Source organism: Paenibacillus sp. LjRoot56, from assembly GCF_964253335.1.
Lineage (GTDB): Bacteria > Bacillota > Bacilli > Paenibacillales > NBRC-103111 > Paenibacillus_E > Paenibacillus_E allorhizoplanae.
Window position 1 is genome coordinate 1,210,001 of the sequence record NZ_CAXURV020000003.1, and the last position, 17,446, is coordinate 1,227,446.

Annotated in this window: 20 protein-coding genes and 1 pseudogene; 5 read left to right on the forward strand and 16 right to left on the reverse strand. The window is 44.6% G+C overall.

The features are described from left to right. Positions 1-105 precede the first annotated feature (105 nt). From ACSQ8O_RS24425 to pduL, 4 genes are all read left to right on the forward strand, one after another. Entirely contained in the window at positions 106-810 is a 705-nt protein-coding gene (locus tag ACSQ8O_RS24425; RefSeq protein WP_436243736.1) for a metal-dependent hydrolase, read from the forward strand. 242 nt (positions 811-1,052) lie between these two features. Then, complete coding sequence (locus ACSQ8O_RS24430; RefSeq protein WP_436243737.1) at positions 1,053-1,925, forward strand: 3-hydroxyacyl-CoA dehydrogenase family protein; 873 nt, start codon at positions 1,053-1,055, stop codon at positions 1,923-1,925. Then, positions 1,922-3,127, forward strand: coding sequence for an acetate/propionate family kinase (locus ACSQ8O_RS24435; RefSeq protein ID WP_436243738.1), 1,206 nt, complete (start codon positions 1,922-1,924; stop codon positions 3,125-3,127). Before ACSQ8O_RS24430 ends, ACSQ8O_RS24435 begins: the two co-directional genes overlap by 4 nt. Then, entirely contained in the window at positions 3,127-3,705 is a 579-nt protein-coding gene (gene pduL / locus ACSQ8O_RS24440) for a phosphate propanoyltransferase (protein ID WP_436243739.1), read from the forward strand. Before ACSQ8O_RS24435 ends, pduL begins: the two co-directional genes overlap by 1 nt. 71 nt (positions 3,706-3,776) lie before the next feature. On the opposite strand, the gene ACSQ8O_RS24445 is transcribed toward pduL, so the two are convergent. The 3 genes from ACSQ8O_RS24445 to ACSQ8O_RS24455 all read right to left on the reverse strand — a co-directional run bounded on the left by ACSQ8O_RS24445 (position 3,777) and on the right by ACSQ8O_RS24455 (position 5,370). Continuing rightward, complete coding sequence (locus ACSQ8O_RS24445; RefSeq protein ID WP_436243740.1) at positions 3,777-4,475, reverse strand: Crp/Fnr family transcriptional regulator; 699 nt, start codon at positions 4,473-4,475, stop codon at positions 3,777-3,779. A 165-nt stretch (positions 4,476-4,640) separates the two neighbouring features. After that, positions 4,641-4,847: a hypothetical protein gene (locus ACSQ8O_RS24450; protein ID WP_056614048.1), complete on the reverse strand. Its 207-nt coding sequence runs from the start codon at positions 4,845-4,847 to the stop codon at positions 4,641-4,643. Between the two features lie 154 nt (positions 4,848-5,001). Next, positions 5,002-5,370 carry a globin gene (locus ACSQ8O_RS24455; protein WP_436243741.1) on the reverse strand — a complete coding sequence of 123 codons (369 nt, stop codon included), beginning with the start codon at positions 5,368-5,370 and terminating at the stop codon, positions 5,002-5,004. Between the two features lie 111 nt (positions 5,371-5,481). On the opposite strand from ACSQ8O_RS24455, the pseudogene ACSQ8O_RS24460 reads away from it, so the two are divergent. Further along, a pseudogene (locus ACSQ8O_RS24460) lies at positions 5,482-5,838 on the forward strand (Crp/Fnr family transcriptional regulator); the annotation flags it as partial. A 139-nt stretch (positions 5,839-5,977) separates the two neighbouring features. On the opposite strand, the gene ACSQ8O_RS24465 reads toward ACSQ8O_RS24460, so the two are convergent. The 13 genes from ACSQ8O_RS24465 to ACSQ8O_RS24525 form a co-directional block, all read right to left on the reverse strand. Beyond that, positions 5,978-6,268 (reverse strand): hypothetical protein, encoded by a 291-nt coding sequence (locus tag ACSQ8O_RS24465; protein ID WP_436243742.1) that lies wholly within the window; start codon positions 6,266-6,268, stop codon positions 5,978-5,980. Beyond that, the gene (locus tag ACSQ8O_RS24470) at positions 6,265-6,606 is read right to left on the reverse strand and encodes a hypothetical protein (protein WP_436243743.1); all 342 of its coding nucleotides are present in this window, start codon (positions 6,604-6,606) and stop codon (positions 6,265-6,267) included. The genes ACSQ8O_RS24465 and ACSQ8O_RS24470 overlap by 4 nt, the downstream gene beginning before the upstream one ends. 15 nt (positions 6,607-6,621) lie before the next feature. After that, entirely contained in the window at positions 6,622-8,127 is a 1,506-nt protein-coding gene (locus tag ACSQ8O_RS24475; protein WP_436243744.1) for an MFS transporter, read from the reverse strand. Continuing rightward, on the reverse strand, positions 8,124-8,312 hold the full coding sequence (locus ACSQ8O_RS24480) for a hypothetical protein (RefSeq protein WP_056614033.1): 189 nt from the start codon (positions 8,310-8,312) through the stop codon (positions 8,124-8,126). The genes ACSQ8O_RS24475 and ACSQ8O_RS24480 overlap by 4 nt, the downstream gene beginning before the upstream one ends. After that, positions 8,302-8,826, reverse strand: coding sequence for a Rieske 2Fe-2S domain-containing protein (locus tag ACSQ8O_RS24485; protein ID WP_436243745.1), 525 nt, complete (start codon positions 8,824-8,826; stop codon positions 8,302-8,304). Before ACSQ8O_RS24485 ends, ACSQ8O_RS24480 begins: the two co-directional genes overlap by 11 nt. Positions 8,827-8,850: 24 nt before the next feature. Then, positions 8,851-9,414 carry a 4Fe-4S dicluster domain-containing protein gene (locus ACSQ8O_RS24490; RefSeq protein ID WP_056614027.1) on the reverse strand — a complete coding sequence of 188 codons (564 nt, stop codon included), beginning with the start codon at positions 9,412-9,414 and terminating at the stop codon, positions 8,851-8,853. Then, positions 9,411-11,582 (reverse strand): molybdopterin oxidoreductase family protein, encoded by a 2,172-nt coding sequence (locus tag ACSQ8O_RS24495; protein ID WP_436243746.1) that lies wholly within the window; start codon positions 11,580-11,582, stop codon positions 9,411-9,413. Before ACSQ8O_RS24495 ends, ACSQ8O_RS24490 begins: the two co-directional genes overlap by 4 nt. Next, positions 11,569-12,609: a hypothetical protein gene (locus tag ACSQ8O_RS24500; RefSeq protein ID WP_436243747.1), complete on the reverse strand. Its 1,041-nt coding sequence runs from the start codon at positions 12,607-12,609 to the stop codon at positions 11,569-11,571. The genes ACSQ8O_RS24495 and ACSQ8O_RS24500 overlap by 14 nt, the downstream gene beginning before the upstream one ends. 274 nt (positions 12,610-12,883) lie before the next feature. Then, positions 12,884-13,564 carry an iron-sulfur cluster repair di-iron protein gene (ric, locus tag ACSQ8O_RS24505; RefSeq protein ID WP_436243748.1) on the reverse strand — a complete coding sequence of 227 codons (681 nt, stop codon included), beginning with the start codon at positions 13,562-13,564 and terminating at the stop codon, positions 12,884-12,886. Between the two features lie 101 nt (positions 13,565-13,665). After that, positions 13,666-14,193, reverse strand: a complete 528-nt coding sequence (locus tag ACSQ8O_RS24510) for a hemerythrin domain-containing protein (protein ID WP_436243749.1) — start codon at positions 14,191-14,193, stop codon at positions 13,666-13,668. Between the two features lie 181 nt (positions 14,194-14,374). Then, entirely contained in the window at positions 14,375-14,917 is a 543-nt protein-coding gene (locus ACSQ8O_RS24515) for a hemerythrin domain-containing protein (protein WP_436243750.1), read from the reverse strand. An 88-nt stretch (positions 14,918-15,005) separates the two neighbouring features. Then, positions 15,006-16,034 (reverse strand): GTP 3',8-cyclase MoaA, encoded by a 1,029-nt coding sequence (moaA, locus tag ACSQ8O_RS24520; RefSeq protein WP_436243751.1) that lies wholly within the window; start codon positions 16,032-16,034, stop codon positions 15,006-15,008. Between the two features lie 12 nt (positions 16,035-16,046). Beyond that, positions 16,047-17,330, reverse strand: coding sequence for a molybdopterin molybdotransferase MoeA (locus ACSQ8O_RS24525; RefSeq protein WP_436243752.1), 1,284 nt, complete (start codon positions 17,328-17,330; stop codon positions 16,047-16,049). Positions 17,331-17,446 lie beyond the last annotated feature (116 nt).

Here is a 17,446-nt window from a genome sequence, read left to right on the forward strand (position 1 = left end):
AAAGGTATGATTTTTAATACTATATACGAAAATTCTGCGTACTTTCTTAAAGTAATTATACATTATATACTTCAAATGCACTTAAAAATAAAGGAGCGCTATATTATGAAAATCAAATATCATGGTCATGCCTGCATTCAAATCCATACCGGTGAGAAATCGCTCATCATTGATCCTTTCCTAAGCGGTAACCCCACAGCCACAATCAAGCCAGAGGAAATCATTACCGACGCTGTGCTGTTAACCCACGCCCATATGGACCATATTCTCGACGCAGCGCCAATAGCGAGTGCCAACAACGACGCGCCAGTCGTCTCTATCGTCGAACTCGCGTCCTACATGTCTTGGCAAGGCGTAAAAAATTCAATCGGCATGAATATGGGAGGCACATTTGATCTTGGCTTTGCGAAGGCGAAGATGATCCAAGCTTTCCACAGCTCTGGTATCGTCATTGAGGAAACGAAACAGATTCTATATGCAGGTATGCCTGCCGGCTTCCTCGTGTTTGCCGAAGGCTTAACAATTCTGCATGCGGGCGATACATCCTTGTTCAGCGATATGAAAATGATCGGTGAGCGTCATCCAATCGACGTCGTTTTCCTTCCGATCGGCGACCATTACACGATGGGACCGGAAGATGCGCTCCAGGCGGCGGAGTGGTACAACGCGAAGCTAACTGTTCCGATTCACCACAGCACTTTCCCAGGCATCACGCAGGATGAGAAACAGTTTATAAAGCAACTTGAAGAGCGAGGATTGAAGGGCAAAGCGATGGCCCCCGGGGACGTACTTGAGATCGTAGGCCGCTAACATCATGCATCTGTATTTATCATCCCAAAATCGGTAATGTACTAATTTTTTAACTAGTACTCTGTGAGAAATGTCACAGAGTACTTTTTCTTTTTGTGACTAACCTCCGTATCAAGCCATTATGGAATGGCTGCAGTAAATAATATTTTCTATCTTGGTCACTTTCTGTGAGGATAATCACAGTCGTAAGTGCTATTACATGTTTCAATAAGGAAGGATGTGGAGGAAGGGGAATCGTACAAATGGACATTAAAAAAGTCGGTGTAATTGGTGCTGGGACAATGGGACGTGGTATCTCTGAACTTCTTGCTGCTAAGGGCATAGATGTATATCTCATGGATAAATCCCCAGAAAAACTGAATGATGGATTGCGATTGCTGGATGCTAGCTTAAATAAACAAATCGAACGCTGGGCTTTGACTCATCAAGAAAAGAAGCAAATAACTGCCAAGATCATTCCCATTTCAGATGTTCAGATGCTTCTTGAGTGTGACATGATTATTGAAGCTGTGTCGGAGCAACTTGACGTGAAAAAGCAATTGTTCTGCAACTTGGAAAATAGTATTAGACCTGACGCCATTCTAGCAAGTAATACGGCAACACTTAGTTTGACAGAGCTCGCTGAGGCTATGGAACTTAAGGAGCGTGTAATAGGTTTGCACTTTCTCTTCCCTGCAGGACAAGTGAGATTAGTAGAGATCGTTCGCGGTTTAAAAACATCCGATCTAACATTTCAAATTACGAAACAATTTGTTGAGCAGACCTTAGATAAGGCAAGTATTCAAGTCTATGAATCGCCTGGATATGTGACTACACGCATTATTTGTACACTGATTAACGAAGCACTTCACACCTTGTCTGAAGGAGTAGCAAAAGCTACAGATATTGATGAAGCAATCAGGATCGGTTATGGATTCCACTATGGGCCTTTAGAAATGGCAGATCGTTTTGGCCTTGATTCCGTGCTTGCTTCTATGGAGACGTTATTTCACGAATTAGGTGATATCAAATACAGACCGAATGTGTTATTGAAGAAAATGGTACGGGCTCGGCAACTTGGACTTAAAACTGGAAAGGGATTTTTTCATTATAATGAAGGAGGTGACCGTATATGAAAGTGCTTGTCATCAATTCAGGCAGTTCCTCATTAAAATTTCAACTATACGAGATGACGAACGAGATGATGTTGATCAAAGGACGTATTGAGCGAATTGGCTCTGAAACAGCCATCATTACTGTAGAACGAGACGAGCGAGACGAAATACGGTTAACACAAGAAATCATACACCATTCAGATGCTGTCCGTACGATGCTGAAGCTTCTTATTCATGAAGATTATGGCGTTCTTGAACACATCTCCGAGATTAAAGCAGTTGGACACCGCATTGTGCATGGAGGAGAATGGTTTCGTTCTGCAACATTAATTAACAGTGATGTAGAGCAAAAGATACGACAACTCTACGATCTTGCCCCACTGCATAATCCAGCACATATGGTTGGTATTCAGGCGGTCACCGGGCACATGCCGGATGTTCCGCAAGTCGCTGTATTCGATACAGCATTCCATCAATCCATTTCACAAAAAGCGTATCTATACCCGATACCACTATCTCTTTATAAAAAATACGGTATCCGGCGTTATGGTTTTCACGGTACCTCTCATGAATATGTAAGTCGAAGAGCGGCGCAGCTATTAAATAAACCAATTGAACATTTAAAGATTGTTACTTGCCATTTAGGTAACGGAGCCAGTTGTGCTGCGGTCTCAGGTGGACAATCCATGGATACTAGTATGGGAATGACTCCTTTAGAGGGTTTAATGATGGGGACGCGTTCAGGTGATATTGATTCGGCAATTATCCCATTTATTTTATCAAAGGAAGATCTGACAATTAACGAAGTGAATTCGATGCTTAATAAACATAGTGGACTTCTAGGCATCTCAGGTATAAGCAGTGATGTTCGAGAAGTTCAACAAGCTGCTACTGATGGAGATCCTCGGGCGATATTAACCCTTGAAATGTACGAATATCGGATAAGAAAGTATATAGGTGCCTATAGCGCAGTGATGAATGGGATTGATGCTTTGGTCTTCACAGGTGGAGTTGGAGAAAATTCAGTTTCTTTAAGACGTAACGTCTGTGAACAATTAACTTTTCTTGGTCTTATGCTTGACGCTGAAAAAAATACCGAACGTACACAGACAGAGAGATTCATATCCACGGAGTCTTCTCCTGTAAGTATCTTGGTTATACCTACAAACGAAGAACTTCTCATTGCGCAAAAAACATTTTCATTGTTAGAGGAGACAAACTGATGAATATCCCCGTTCCTGTAGGCGTTTCTGCCAGACATGTTCATTTAAATCAGAAAGATCTCGAAGCTTTATTCGGGATCGGATATGAATTGATTCCTTATCGCCCACTATCGCAACCTGGTCAGTTTGCCAGTGAAGAAACATTGAAAATTATTGGTCCAAAAGGGCAGTTTAACAAGGTTCGGGTTCTTGGCCCCTTACGAAAAAAAACACAAATAGAAATATCTATGACAGACTCTGTCGTACTAGGAATAAAGGCTCCTTTGCGCGAATCCGGCGATTTAAATGACACCCCCGGTATTGTTTTATCGGGTCCGAAGGGCTCTGTCACTCTAGACAGTGGCGTGATCATCGCTGCTCGGCACATTCATTTTCACTCTTCAGAGGCCGCTCGCTACGGAATTCTAGATAAGCAAGACTTGAGCGTACAAATTGAAGGGGAACGAGGCAGTATCCTTCATCATGTTGTTGCTCGAGTGTCCGATGACTACCAAATGGAACTTCACCTGGATACAGATGAAGCCAATGCATGTGGAGCTAAAAATGGAGACAGCGCAACAATTATAATGAAAAGGTAGTACCCGAATTGGTGATCTTCCTACTAAACTTCAATATGATGAAGAAGTGCTTATATGGATATTTAACAGCATTAATTGTCTCTCCAGTGCCGGAGCGCCTCGATATCATGAATCACAAACCCTGAACGATCAGCTTCTACAATGCCCTCCTTGCGAAGCTGATTTAATAGACGGTTAACCGTCTCCCTAGTCGTACCAATTGCATTAGCGATATCTTGGTGGGTCATAGGTATTTCAATAAGAAGTTTCCCGCTTTTTTCCCTGCCGTTCGTCTCTGCGAGCTTTAGTAGAAATAGCTGCCCTCTGTTTTGCACATCTTGTCCTGTCAGTTCCTGCAGCTTCCCCTGCAGTTCAAGGATTTTCTCGCTCATCACCCTTAACAGTTTAACCGCTATGCCGGGGGTATTACTAAGAAAAACCTCAAAGGGCTTGATGGGCATCGCAAGCAGCTTCGTGGGTACAATCGTCTCTGCCGTAGCTGGATATTGATTCGTATGGAACAACCCGGTATGCGGAAACATATCACCGATTTTCAGAAAAGATACGATTTGTTGATGTCCATTTTCATCCGTCTTGTACGTTTTGATTAGCCCGCTTTGGATAAAATATACAGCTCCTTTTTCGCTGCCTTCCGTAAATACGATCGTTTTTTTACGATAGGAACGCTGAATCATCATCCTGCAAAGACCTTCCATTTCTCCGTCGGACAAATCGCGAAACAACGGAACTTGGCGAAGGAGTACTCCGGGATCCATCGTTTTTTCATTCATTGTCATTCCCCTTCCCTTTAGCAGATTCAGACATATCCTCTGGCGTCCACCGCGGGCTCCCAGCGATTCAAATTACCCTCATCGAGAAGGCAAGAAGGTCGCTGTATAGCATAAAAAAACAGGAGTGCCCACTGGTTGGATAACACTTCTGTTTTCTCACGTATATCACTGAAAATACATTAAATAAACAACCAAAACAACGACCAGAATAACGACATACAACGCATTCAAAAGCGTTAATCTGAACATATTGTTTTTCGTTTTCTTCGTATATTGGTCATCTTCATTTTGATTTTCTTTGGAAAACCCCACTGCAAATGTTGCTAGAATGGAGATGATTGAAATAGAAGCAATAAAAATGTAAGATACCATGGAGATCTCCCCTTTTCGTAAAAAATCTGACTCAGGTGCTCTTTACATTCTAATCCCTTTTGAGGCTAAACCTGTGTGATTTAAGTCACACCTCTTTAAATAAATAAAAAACAGACTCAGCATTTTGTGCCAAGTCTGCGTGTTGAAATACTCTCTACGCTTCTTTATTTACAAAAAAGTAGGCCGGACCTTTCAATCGGTCTAAAATAATTGCACGCACCTCATTTGAAGGAACAACTTCCTCCAGTGCTCTTTGCATGCACGCAAGCCAAGCATCTGCCCGTTCCCTAGTAATCGGGAAAGGCGCATGCCGCGCTCTCATCATTGGATTACCATGTTCGTCTGTATATAAGGAAGGCCCGCCAAAAAATTGAGTTAAAAACTGAAACTGCTTTTCAATTAATGGTTCCATATCCTTTGGAAATATAGGTGCAAGCAAAGGATGTGCCAGAACTTTTGGATAAAAAGCGTCCACAATATTTCGTATTGTCGTTTCTCCACCGATATAATCATACAGTTCCATACCTGCAATTGCCTCCCTTTCGAATCATCTAGAAATATTATACCTCCCTAGTTTACACGATACCTTTAACCTAAGATGTTATCTAAATCACACTTTTCATGAGCTAAAGCGGGTGATTTATTCGGTCAGATGGATCCCTTTCAGAACTCGGCGCAGAGCTTCAGTGCTGAAGTGACAGAGGATTGTGAGATTGGTATTATTCAGCGAAAAGATCTCGAAGTACTGCTATGGCGGCACGGAGATCTTGCTATTGAATTTATGAAATGGATGGGGCTCATGCACCGCATGACTGAATCGAAATTTCGCGATTTAATGATGTACGGCAAGCCAGGCGCGCTCTGTTCTTTATTAATCAGGTTAAGTAATTCATACGGCGTACCCAAAGGGGAACATATCCTCATTAACTATAAGATCAATAATTCCGAAATGGCTGATATGATTGGGGCTACACGTGAAAGCGTCAATCGATGTTAAGTGATATGATATGCCGCATGTAAATGATTCAGGAGGAAATAACTCTTGTCCAACACAATACGAACTAAAAGGACTACACATTTCTAGAGAAATGGAGTCCTTATTTGCGTTTTAATCGCCTACAGTCGGCTTTCTATGAACCGAAATGGACTTTATATACCAATTGCGCCGCAATGTCAGATGATCGGAGAACTGTTCCATGCTCTGAATTTATTAAACTCGTTAGCTCTTGTCCCCTTAAAGGTATGGCTAGAAACTGATGTTCATTCATATACATTTGCATATAATCTTGGTCTTCGGAAATGCGTATCTTCTCAAGTGTCATCTTTTTCGGAGGTGCTACAGGGTCGAGTCCAGCCTGATCCTCGATATGCACTTCAATCTGAGTGCCAAGCCACCGTGATAATTGTTCTTCCCATTTCATACCTGTGCCTCCTTCTTCAAGCGGCAGCAGCCCGCATCTGCTTTGGGCGATACCTTCACTTGATATCCTTGGAGATGGTTCCAGCAATCGTGTTCCGAAGGCTCACCGCTCATTGTGTACTTTTCTATATAATTCAGGATTTCTTCTTCGCTTTCCCAAATCGCCAAACCTTTGACTTCGGCAACAGCGATATCGAGCCCCTCTTGTTCGCGCAGATCAATATACCAGGTTCCCTTTCCTGCGAAAAGCTCATTCAATTGCTGTTCGATAATCGTATAGAAAGGAGACTGCGCATGTTCACGGATAAAGCATAAATCCAATGCAAACTCACTCGGCATGTCACATCACCCCTCCTATTTCGCACTTCTTAGTTTGGTGATATCGCTAAACATCCCCGAATAATAGACGACATCTCCGGCATCATTCTTGACTGCACTTATCGTCAGCCATTCCAGATACACATCGCCATTCTTCTTACGATTCCAAATCTCACCCTGCCAGAAACCGTGACCGCGAATATCATCCCACATCTTATCGTAAAAAGTTCGATCCTGTTTCCCTGATTTCAGGACACTTGGCGTCAACCCCAAGACTTCTTCGGCTTCATAGCCTGTCAGTTGCGTGAAGGCCGCATTCACCGAATGAATTTTGCCAATCTTATCCGTCACCATGATACCTTCGACTGTATTTTCAATAATCCGTGAAGATAACCCTAATTTCTCATTATAGAACATCCAAAGAATGAGAATTAAGCTGGCCAACGCCACCTGGGATAAGGCCATGAATCCAATAGCATAATGACCTGTCAGTTTGAAGAGAAAGGTAAGCAGCAGCGGCGGGAAAAATCCACCCAAACCGCCCATTGCCGAGATGATACCATTCGCAATACCAGCTTGCTTGATGAAATACATCGGAACCAATTTGAAAATGGTACCATTACCTGTTCCTGCACACAGTGCAATGGTTAAGCAACCGACTGTGTACCACGTCATCGACGGAGCAAATGAAAGCAAAATACCAGAAGCCGTTAAGCCAGCAAAAACAAACATAAGAATTTTGAATGGGTTAAACTTATCTCCTAGATAGCCCCCGATCGGCCTCATAGCCGTTGCCAGTACGATAAATCCGCCCGTACGCATCCCGGCATCTACTTTGGACAGATGAAAGCTGCTGACCATGAAATTCGGTAAATATACGGTGAAAGCAACAAAAGAACCGAATGTAAGAAAGTAGAACAAGCATAATAACCATAGCTTCGAATTGCCGGCAACTCCTTTGATTTGCTCAACAAGTGAGATCTGTACAGGAGGCTCTTTGCGATCCCCGGCAACGAAGTTCAATCCTGCCATGACGATCAATAGAATGCTGTAGAGCATGACCGTTTTGGACCAACCTATTTGGTTGGCTATGACAGGCGCGCCAAAGGTGGAGAGCGCTGTTCCGAGATTACCAATCCCGTAAATTCCGTTCACGAAGCCATGACGTTCTTTCGGATAATATTTAGGCAAGGAAGTCACACCCACTGAGAATACAGCCCCGCCAATGCCAAGAAAGAACCCTCCAATAATGAGATCCCCGAAGGAATTCGCTTGGCTGACCCAGTAAACAGGCGCAAGCAATAGTATAAAGGAGATCGCAAACAGCTTTCTTGCCCCGTAACGATTCGTCCAATATCCCACAGGCACCCGCATGACGGAACCAAACAAGATAGGAATAGCGGTGACCCAGGTGAGCTGTGAAGGAGTTAGCTTGATCGTCTCTTTAATAAATGGCATTAATGAAGAAAGGATGACCCATACCATAAAGCCTAGAACCAGACTGATAGTTTGAAGCGGCAGTTGTACTTTTTTGATATTCATTCGACATCACGCTCCCGACGATAGATCATAATAGCAGTAGGGAATAACAACATATTTAACACAGAATAGATAATAACCGAACGATAATGGTCGAAATAGTACGCATTCACGGCCTTTTGAGTAAACACGATACAGAGAAACAAGATGATACATAATAAAATAACACCGACATAGCTACGTTTCATATCGTTTCACTCCTGTCGCATAAATCGCGCCTTGCTCTTGCTTCAGAAGAACTTCTGGCAGTGGTCTCTTGGGCGGCCCCGCTGTTGGTGACCCCGTTCTGGCATCGAAAATGCCGTGATGGCAAGGACAGACCATTTCATCCTTCTCCTTACTCCAAAATACGGGACATTTGAGGTGCGTACACGCATTTTGATAAGCTTTATACTCGTTCTTGCCAAGGCGAATCAATAGTGCGGAATCATGCTCGCCCGGATAAGCGAACTGGACTGCATCTCCTACCTCCAGCGAGGAGATATCCGTAATTTTCAGCTGCGGATAAGACTTCTTCGTTAGCCCCGTCAGTTCTTTCGCGGCGAGTGCTCCCCACGGCATCGTGGATACAGCGAACACGCCTGCTGCACCAACCAGCGTCTTCATAAAGCCTCGGCGATCCAATTTTCTCTCATCATTTTTTCTTATATTGTGCGTATAGTTATCTTCTTTAAAAGGACTATGGTTATTGTCCTGCTTCATAAAGTCCACCTCATCACAAGCAGTTTAGAACAACTTTTGTTTTCCTTGCAGAATACCAGGAAGGGAAATCTTCACATTCGTTTCTCCTTCTAATGGATCCCATGGCTCATGACTTGCCGTCCATTTCCCTAGCTTATGCTGGGCTTTCTTCTGAGCTAACTCATCCTCAGTCAACCACTGCAGCGTATTCGTCGGACAAACGGATGCACACATAGGAGGGATACCTTCTTTGGTCCGATCGTAGCAAAGATCACATTTGTACATCAGATTCTGCTCTTCATCGAATTTAGGGATGCCATACGGGCATGCGATGGTACAATTCTGACAGCCGATACATTTCTCAACCAATGCCGAAAGCACTGCGCCCTCTTCGGTGATCTGAATGGCCTGGGCCGGACAGCTTCTGGCGCAAGCCGGATTCACACAGTGAAGACACATCAAAGGAATCGTTTGGCGGGAGACTAGCGGATTCACATCATACACATAATTACGATTTCTTTCATCGTGGCCTCCGCATTGTGTACAAGCAGCCAAACAGCTCCGACAGCCGATACAATTATCCATTTCAATGTATAGATGTTGTTTCATCGGATGCTCATCCTCTCTGGTTGCTTTGCGATCTGTGCTGCGCATGCCTTAAACTCCGGCATGCGTGACATCGGGTCCAGCGCCGCTATGGTTAGCAGATTAATCGACTGCTCATGGCCGAAATGATAAGGAACGAACACGGTATCCTTACGAATCGCTTCGATAATTTTCACTTTATACAAAGCTTCCCCGCGACGTGTAAACAATCGGATGACTTCGTCATGTGCGATATTGTAGCGCTCCGCTGTTTCCGGATGAACTTCAACGTACGGCTCCGGACACATATCCCGAAGGAAAGGAATTCTTCTTGTTTGATTTCCGGACAAGTAATGGTAAACAACTCGACCTGTGGTAAGACGAAGCGGATATTGCTCACAAGGCTCTTCGGCCGGCGGTCTGTAAGGAAGTGCGCATAGCTTCGCTCTGCCGTCTGCATGGTAGAACTTGTGATCCAGGAACATATGCGGCGTTCCCGGGTCTTCCTCACTTTTACATGGCCAGAACACACCGTCTTGCTTGTCGATCTTCTCCCAAGTGGCTCCATAATAATCGGCATATCCGCCTTTGGAGGCCAAACGGAATTCATCCGCTACATCCCTGGCTGTCTTCAGATGGCCAAAATACTGTCCTCTGCCTAGTCGCTCCGCAAGCTCTACCTCGATCAACCAGTCAGGCTTCGACTCGCCAACGGGCTCTTGCGCTTTATTAATCTTGATAATCCGTCCTTCTAGATTCGTTACTGTGCCTTCATCCTCCGACCAGGTGACGGAAGGCAGTACGACATCGGCAAACTCTGCCGATTCGGACAAGTAAATATCTGCACAGACCATGAAGTCCAGATTTTTTAAAGCAGCACGGACAAAGTTCTGATTCGGCGCCGAGACAGCTGGATTCGAGCAGAGCAGGTACAAGCCGCGAATCGTTTTCTCTTGCATAAGCTCAAACATTTCATAGGCCGAGACACCCGGCTGCGGCATCTCTTCCGGCTTGATCCCCCACACCTTGCACACCTCTTCGACGTGCTTCGGATTCGTGATTTTGCGGTAGCCCGGAAGGGCATCAGCTTTTTGTCCGTGCTCTCTGCCGCCTTGACCATTCCCTTGTCCGGTAAAAGTGGCAACGCCAGACTTCGGACGGCCGATCTTCCCAGTCACCAAGCACATATTCGTGTAGGCTGATACATTATCAGACCCTTTAATTTGTTGTTCAATGCCCCGAGCGAACATGACGATGGCATTCGGTGCTTTGCCATAAATCTCAGCGGCACGAATCAATTTTTCAGGAGCAACGCCAGTTATTTCACTCGTGTACTCAGGTGTGAATTCTTTCACAACCTCTCTCATTTCCTCGAAGCCGTTGGTGTGATTCGCTATAAACTCAGCATCGATGTGGTTATTTTGAATGAGTAAATGAATCATGCAATTGGCAAGCGCCAAGTCCGTCCCCGGACGTAAATCAAGATGAATGTCTGCCCGCCTGGCGATAGGCGTTTCCCGGGGATCTGCTACAATCAAGTAACCACCGCGGTTCTGTACTTCCCATATTCGGAACATCGAGGTAGGATGGCACTCGGCTGTATTGCTGCCTGCGATGAACAAGCAATCCGTCTCATGCAGATCGGTCCAAGGTAAGGTTGATCCTCTATCCACGCCAAAGCTGCGAAGGAAGCCTGCGGCTGCGCTTGACATACAGAATCTGCCATTGTAATCAATGTAACGAGTTTGCAAGGCAACTCTGGCGAATTTCCCTGTCAGATAGCATTTCTCATTGGTCATCGACACACCGCTGAATACAGAAAGCGAATCCTTACCGTACTTGCCTTGCATCTCTTGAAATCTTTGAACGATCAACGTATAGGCCTCTTCCCAACTGGCTTCGCGGAAGCCTTCCTTCGTTCCTTTGAGCGATGCATCGTCACGGATTAACGGACGCAGCAGGCGATCATTGTGATTCGTTTGCTGATAAGCCGTCACACCTTTCGGACACATCTTGCCTAACGTCACAGGCCAATCATATCGCGGTTCGACGCCAATAATGGTATTGGAAGAAGTATCCACCCGCAAATTCATCCCGCACTGCATACCACAATAAGAGCAATGGGTTTTAACCAATTTTTCATTCGGGTGTGTTTTATTCGCGATAACTTTAAAGAATTTATCCCTTTGCATTTTGGTTGGCCTCCTTCACGCGAATCTGGTGGGTCGGTATCCCTGTAAATCGGGACATTCTATATTTTCGGCGGCATGGCAGGCACAACTCTGCCAAGTGGAAGCCTTCCTCCGTTTTGAATTCAATTTCATTCACTTTAAGCACAGCGATGACATCCTTGGATTGCTCGACAGAAACAAAGCCTGTTCCGCAAACCTTACAGCTTTTCGTCTCTTGCTCTGCATAATGTTCTCTGTAATTTCGGGCAAACACGCTCATAGGACGGAATGGGATGTGAGCCAGTTTACCAAAAGGGATATAAATCAGCGTCACGATAACGGACCATTGGTGGACTAACGTTACAACCGGATGTCCATAGCCGTGCAGGACTATATTGCAGAAGGTGAGCAGCAGCCCAGTCAAGCTTACGAATAGCAGCATATATAGCGGAAGAAAATCATAGACAAATGTCTGTTCCGCACGAGCCTGCATGTTCTTAATCCTGCGATATAAGGCCATACAAACACCACCGATTACCATGAAAGCTGTAATATTCAGCGCATTGTAGAACAGAAATCCGAGAGCACCATCTGCTTTAATCTTCATAAGATCGATCCCGAAACCAACAACTGTGTACCTTCCGTTCTCGGCCATCGTGAAGTACATCCAACCGAACACGAGCGGGAACGTAACGAAGGCGGATAAAATGCAGCCCCAACCAAGGAGTACGTGCTGGGTCCAACGATACCATCCGCGATTCCAGATAAAGCGGTACGTGAGTAGATGCTCTGTAGTCGTCTGAGGCGTACTTTTTCGGAATAACAACTTTAACCCTTTTTTCAAAATAATTTTCGTAGGCGGGCGTTCTCCCCACGCAATAAAGCGATAAAAGAATCCGCAAATGAAAACTACGGTTCCTACCATATACCCGTATAAAGCCATGTCAATATGTGTAAAAAACCTTGAACCGACTCCCATGAGAATAATTAATCCGCAAACAACCACAAAGACACATTTGGCGAATTTTGATGCGAACGCTCGATCCATGATTATCATTGCCCCTTCACTTGTGATTCTTATAGTTGAATTAAAACATGAGACCGCCCTACAGCACTGTGAGAAAAATCACTGTGTACCCCATCTCGGTCACATTTTTTTGGTTATCACTATATGGGCAAAAAAATGGCCTTCCATCGATCTTTTGAGATCCAAGGGAAGGCTGCAGCCTTAGCGTGTAAAGACACGGGCGATTAAGCTCATATACAAAAGGGAACATACGGAAAGCAGGCAACCGCCGAAGCCTGAACATGCGCACTTCCCCCTAGGCGCGATTAAATAAAATATTGTTCTCCAAATGGATGTGCTGGAACATATCCGCTTCTAACTCCTCTAGCTTCAAGTAAGTGAGCCGAAACGTTGTGCAGGCATCCTCTGGTAACTCGTAGTTTTTGGTGATTCCCCTAATTTGTCTAAGCAGATCACCCGAGCCCTCATGCTCCTGCTCGAGTGTATTCAGAATTCTAAGCAGCCGTTCTCTTTTCACATCCGTAGGATCTTTCTCAAAATCAATGACAGCCGGGAATGCTTCTCCTTCTTCTTTCTCCATGTGATGTTCCATGTCACTTTTCAATGCTTCAAACCATTGATCGACTTGAAGGAGTTCAGGATGATGCGGCCCATGCACACGTGCCACTTTCTTCACATATTCACTTAAGTGCGGCAGTAATGTTTTCAAATAGCCATGATGGGTGCGAATAATATAATCGATTAATTCGCTTGAGCTTAATTCACTCCAATTCAAGCCGTCAAATTTAGGAGCTATTGCCGCTTCAGCAAGACTTTTTAACAAATCCTCTTCTGCGATATTCTGGTCTTGAATGACTTGAAGGAGTGATTTATTGCCTCCGCAGCAGAAATCAATGCGGTATTCCTTAAATACCTCTGCCGTCTTGGGATAGCCCGTCACAATATCTCCCACACGATCGGTTAATTGAATGTTCATTTTGTCAAATCCTCCTGTTCAGCTGTGATTTGAATCAACTATACCGAAAAGACAGGCAAGCTTGTGTGACAGCCGTCACACTATTTGAACATACTTCTCAATTAGATTTGTCGTAAACATCGCTCCAGCATTCGATTCGCAATCGGGAAAACCATCTCCTCTTCAGATATCAGATGCTCGGATAAGACAGAACAAGCCACACTAAGCAGCGTGATCGCTTTCTTCAGCTTTATACTGTCGGCACCTTCACATTGGTCTGCATAATCAAGAAATGAGCGAACAAACCGTTCCGCTTGTTTATGATCCTCTTCCAGAACCCAAGTTGAGGTGAGAAAGGTGGGCTCCATCCCCTGATTCGCATATTCGGTAAGGAGGGGGAGAACCTCCACTTCCTCCCAGTGTTCATGAGCCTCAAGCTGCTGCATGAAGGATACCATTTGCTTTCGAATTTCTTGAAGTAAACGCTTTGACTCCTCTGTGCCAAGCACGCCAACCATATGACTTGTCATTTCTTGGACATGATCAAGCTCTTTTTTTAACGCACCATGTTCGTCCTTTAACCGCCCCAGAACCTGCCCAAGACTTGAAGTCTGAGCGTCATCTAACGGCATCCCAAGATCAATAACCATATATGATTCCTCCTCTTATTGCTGTAATCACATTGTATGCCTTTCTCTCAGCATTCTCTGTGAGGAGAATCACAGCTCTTGTTACTATTTCGTGACTTTATGAAAATAGTTCTAGATGCAAAAAAGAGACATGGTAGACTAACCCATACCTCCTTCTATCATGCAGTTTTCGGCTCATCTCCTATGAGAAAAAGGACTCCAAATCTGTCAGCACTTTCTCTGTCAGTGGAAAAATAAGTTGTTCTTCCATGGTAAAGTGATCATTTAATATCAAACATGCCTGTAAGAGATGCGCTGCCGCCTCGGCTAATTGCTTCTTCACAACGAGAGGTGTTACCTCAATAACAGCTTCTTGAAAAGATTGGATAAACGACATGCCAAGTTGATGGTCTTTCTCCAATACCCAGAAAGAAGGCGTCATGGAGGGAGCCGGTTGATGATGAAAATAGGTTAACAGGAACGGAAACAACTCCTGTTCCTCCCATTCCGAATGTTGGTTTATCTCATCTACAAATTGATTGGTCTGTATCCTGAGTTCTTGGACAAGCTGTATGCCTTTCACCGAATCGTCCAATAGTATCAGTTCCTTGGCACTCGTTTCGAGTATCCTTAGCTTTTCTCTCAATTTTTCATGCTCTACCATTAAACGATCGGTAGCAAAAGCAATTTCCTCTGGGTTTGAAGAAGCAATCCCCGAGATATTGCCTGTGGAATGTATCGCCATACTAAGTCCCTCCCAAAGTAATCGTTTCGTTCGATATCTGTGTTCAGTATAGCTTCACGAGCGGACTCTCTCTGTGCGATACATCACACTAACCGCCGATATGAGACATTTCAACCTTATACACGGGAGTCGTGTGTGCTAGTCTCGTTTCGGAATAACGATCCTGACGCTCACCCCAAACTTGTTTGATTACTGATCTTACCTCATCATCGCTTGCACCGTCCCTGATCACACTTAGCAGGTCTGTTTTGTTTGAAGCAAACAAACATGTATACAAATGCCCTTCTGCAGATAACCGAGCTCGCGTACAAGTGCTGCAAAATGCCTGCGTTACGGATGAGATCAAACCGATCTCTGTCTGAGAATCCAGATAACGATAACGCGTCGCAACCTCGCCCTTATAATTCGATTCCACCTGTTCCAACGGAAACTCTTTATGAATCATATCGATAATCTCTTGACTAGGAACGACGTGCTTTAAATTCCATCCGTTACTATTCCCAACGTCCATAAACTCAACAAATCTCAAAATGTGTCCGCGCTCTCGGAAGTATTTGGCCATTGGAACAATATCCTGATCATTAACCCCCTTTTGCACGACCATATTTACCTTCACCGATAATCCCACCGAAGCTGCGGCATCGATGCCTTCCAGCACTCCTTTTGCCGAAAATCCTCTCCCGTTCATAGCACCAAATCGCTCATCATCCAAACTATCCAGGCTTACAGTGATCCGCTCTAGCCCAGAGTCTCTTAGCTCTTTTGCCTTAAGTTTCAATAATGAACCATTGGTTGTAACGGCAATATCTTTGACGCCTTCTATTTGACGAATTCGAGCAATGATTTCGCAAACATCTTTGTTTAAGAGCGGTTCACCGCCTGTAATCCGTACTTTCTCTACACCTAGAGAAACAAATATTCGCGTTAACCGCTCTAATTCTTGAAGGCTAAGCAGTTTTTCTTGCGGAAGAAACCGATAATTGGGACCGAACACCTCTTCAGGCATACAATATCGGCAGCGGAAATTGCAGCGATCCGTTACCGAAATGCGTAAATCGCGAAGCGGTCTTTGAAAGGCGTCTCTCATTGCAGGAACTTGCTTGGCAGTATTTTCCATATTTTACCTCTCTCAGTACATGGTAATTTCATAGGGAAGAGGGATAGCCTCTACTTGTTGGCCGGCTGCAATTCCTTTGGGACCCGCTGGTATCATAATGATACAATTAGCTTCTTGTATGGATATCAGCATACTCGAGTTATTTTTTTCTAATACACTTACCTTCACTTGGTCATTTAAATACGTCATTCTTCCTCTTATATATCGATCGTGTGGACACCCTTTATCATAATCATCCGTCATAATCGCTTGGTGGTGATGATAGGGGCTTTTCTCTATTCCTTGCATGGCAAGCAGCGCCTGCCGTACAAGCAGTTCAAATCCCACGAAGCAGGCGCCAGGATTCCCGGAAAGACCGAATACGAGTTTATTGTTGATGACCGCTGCTGAAGTTGGACTGCCGGGCCGCATTGCAATCTTATTGAAAAGCAGCGTCGTATCATTCCCGCTCATTGTAGTAAAGAAGTCCGCTATTACGTCATAATCCCCGACGGAGACCCCTCCGCTAACAATGAGCATATCACATTTTTCCAAGGCATTATTAATCATTCTTACGACTTCATCTCCATCATCGGGGGCAGTTCCAAACATGACAGCCAACCCGCCGTATTGTTCGATTTGTGCCGCAAGCATGTAGGCATTACTATTACGAATTCTCCCTGGTTGAAGCAGTTCCCCTACAGCGATTAATTCACTTCCGGTCGTTAATACGCCCACGATAGGCCGATGGAAAACTGGGACTTCTTCATATCCCATCGAGGCAAGCAGTGCAATTTGGCCTGGACCTATTCGGGTGCCTGCGCCCATGAGCAGCTGTCCTGATGTTATTTCATCCCCCACCTTGGCAATGTTTTGTCCAGGGTTGACCTTATGTTCAATACGGACAGAAATTTGCCCTTCCTCCTGGTACTCTTCTGTCTGCTCGAACATGATGACAGCATCCGCTCCATCCGGAACCGCAGAGCCTGTCATGATTCGAATTGCTGTACCAGGAACCACTTGTTTATTCGAAGTGTACCCAGCAGGCACTTCATCAATCACCGTTAGACATGTAGGATTTTGCGGAGTAGCGAATAAGGCTTCTGCACTCAAAACCGCATACCCGTCTAACCCGGAGCGACGAAAATGAGGCATACATTCCTTCGCATATAAAGGTTCGGAAATTCTTCTATGTAAACAAGAATCAATCGATGTGTACTCGCACTTCAGCTGCAGGACATGCTGCATAATCATGTTCTGGGCATGATCAACTTTGACTGCCTTGCGAGCAAATCTCTGGCTCCGATTTATCATCATCAATCGTCCTTTCCAACTACGCTTATTATTTGATCATAAGTCTTTATGGTAAAAGTAGATGTGATATTAATCACATCTGATGGTGTGACCAATATCACATTCCTCCGAAGAGTTGC

Excerpts from the sequence above, each read along its gene's own strand:
- ACSQ8O_RS24490 (WP_056614027.1), bottom strand. The coding sequence starts at position 9,414 with ATGAAACAACATCTATACATTGAAATGGATAATTGTATCGGCTGTCGG.
- ACSQ8O_RS24495 (WP_436243746.1), bottom strand. The coding sequence starts at position 11,582 with ATGCAAAGGGATAAATTCTTTAAAGTTATCGCGAATAAAACACACCCG.
- ACSQ8O_RS24445 (WP_436243740.1), bottom strand. The coding sequence starts at position 4,475 with ATGAATGAAAAAACGATGGATCCCGGAGTACTCCTTCGCCAAGTTCCG.
- ACSQ8O_RS24455 (WP_436243741.1), bottom strand. The coding sequence starts at position 5,370 with ATGGAACTGTATGATTATATCGGTGGAGAAACGACAATACGAAATATT.
- ACSQ8O_RS24465 (WP_436243742.1), bottom strand. The coding sequence starts at position 6,268 with ATGAAATGGGAAGAACAATTATCACGGTGGCTTGGCACTCAGATTGAA.
- ACSQ8O_RS24470 (WP_436243743.1), bottom strand. The coding sequence starts at position 6,606 with ATGCCGAGTGAGTTTGCATTGGATTTATGCTTTATCCGTGAACATGCG.
- pduL (WP_436243739.1), top strand. The coding sequence starts at position 3,127 with ATGAATATCCCCGTTCCTGTAGGCGTTTCTGCCAGACATGTTCATTTA.
- ACSQ8O_RS24450 (WP_056614048.1), bottom strand. The coding sequence starts at position 4,847 with ATGGTATCTTACATTTTTATTGCTTCTATTTCAATCATCTCCATTCTA.
- ACSQ8O_RS24500 (WP_436243747.1), bottom strand. The coding sequence starts at position 12,609 with ATGGATCGAGCGTTCGCATCAAAATTCGCCAAATGTGTCTTTGTGGTT.
- ACSQ8O_RS24475 (WP_436243744.1), bottom strand. The coding sequence starts at position 8,127 with ATGAATATCAAAAAAGTACAACTGCCGCTTCAAACTATCAGTCTGGTT.
- ACSQ8O_RS24425 (WP_436243736.1), top strand. The coding sequence starts at position 106 with ATGAAAATCAAATATCATGGTCATGCCTGCATTCAAATCCATACCGGT.
- ACSQ8O_RS24435 (WP_436243738.1), top strand. The coding sequence starts at position 1,922 with ATGAAAGTGCTTGTCATCAATTCAGGCAGTTCCTCATTAAAATTTCAA.
- ACSQ8O_RS24515 (WP_436243750.1), bottom strand. The coding sequence starts at position 14,917 with ATGGCGATACATTCCACAGGCAATATCTCGGGGATTGCTTCTTCAAAC.
- ACSQ8O_RS24430 (WP_436243737.1), top strand. The coding sequence starts at position 1,053 with ATGGACATTAAAAAAGTCGGTGTAATTGGTGCTGGGACAATGGGACGT.
- ACSQ8O_RS24480 (WP_056614033.1), bottom strand. The coding sequence starts at position 8,312 with ATGAAACGTAGCTATGTCGGTGTTATTTTATTATGTATCATCTTGTTT.
- ACSQ8O_RS24525 (WP_436243752.1), bottom strand. The coding sequence starts at position 17,330 with ATGATGATAAATCGGAGCCAGAGATTTGCTCGCAAGGCAGTCAAAGTT.
- ACSQ8O_RS24485 (WP_436243745.1), bottom strand. The coding sequence starts at position 8,826 with ATGAAGCAGGACAATAACCATAGTCCTTTTAAAGAAGATAACTATACG.
- moaA (WP_436243751.1), bottom strand. The coding sequence starts at position 16,034 with ATGGAAAATACTGCCAAGCAAGTTCCTGCAATGAGAGACGCCTTTCAA.
- ric (WP_436243748.1), bottom strand. The coding sequence starts at position 13,564 with ATGAACATTCAATTAACCGATCGTGTGGGAGATATTGTGACGGGCTAT.
- ACSQ8O_RS24510 (WP_436243749.1), bottom strand. The coding sequence starts at position 14,193 with ATGGTTATTGATCTTGGGATGCCGTTAGATGACGCTCAGACTTCAAGT.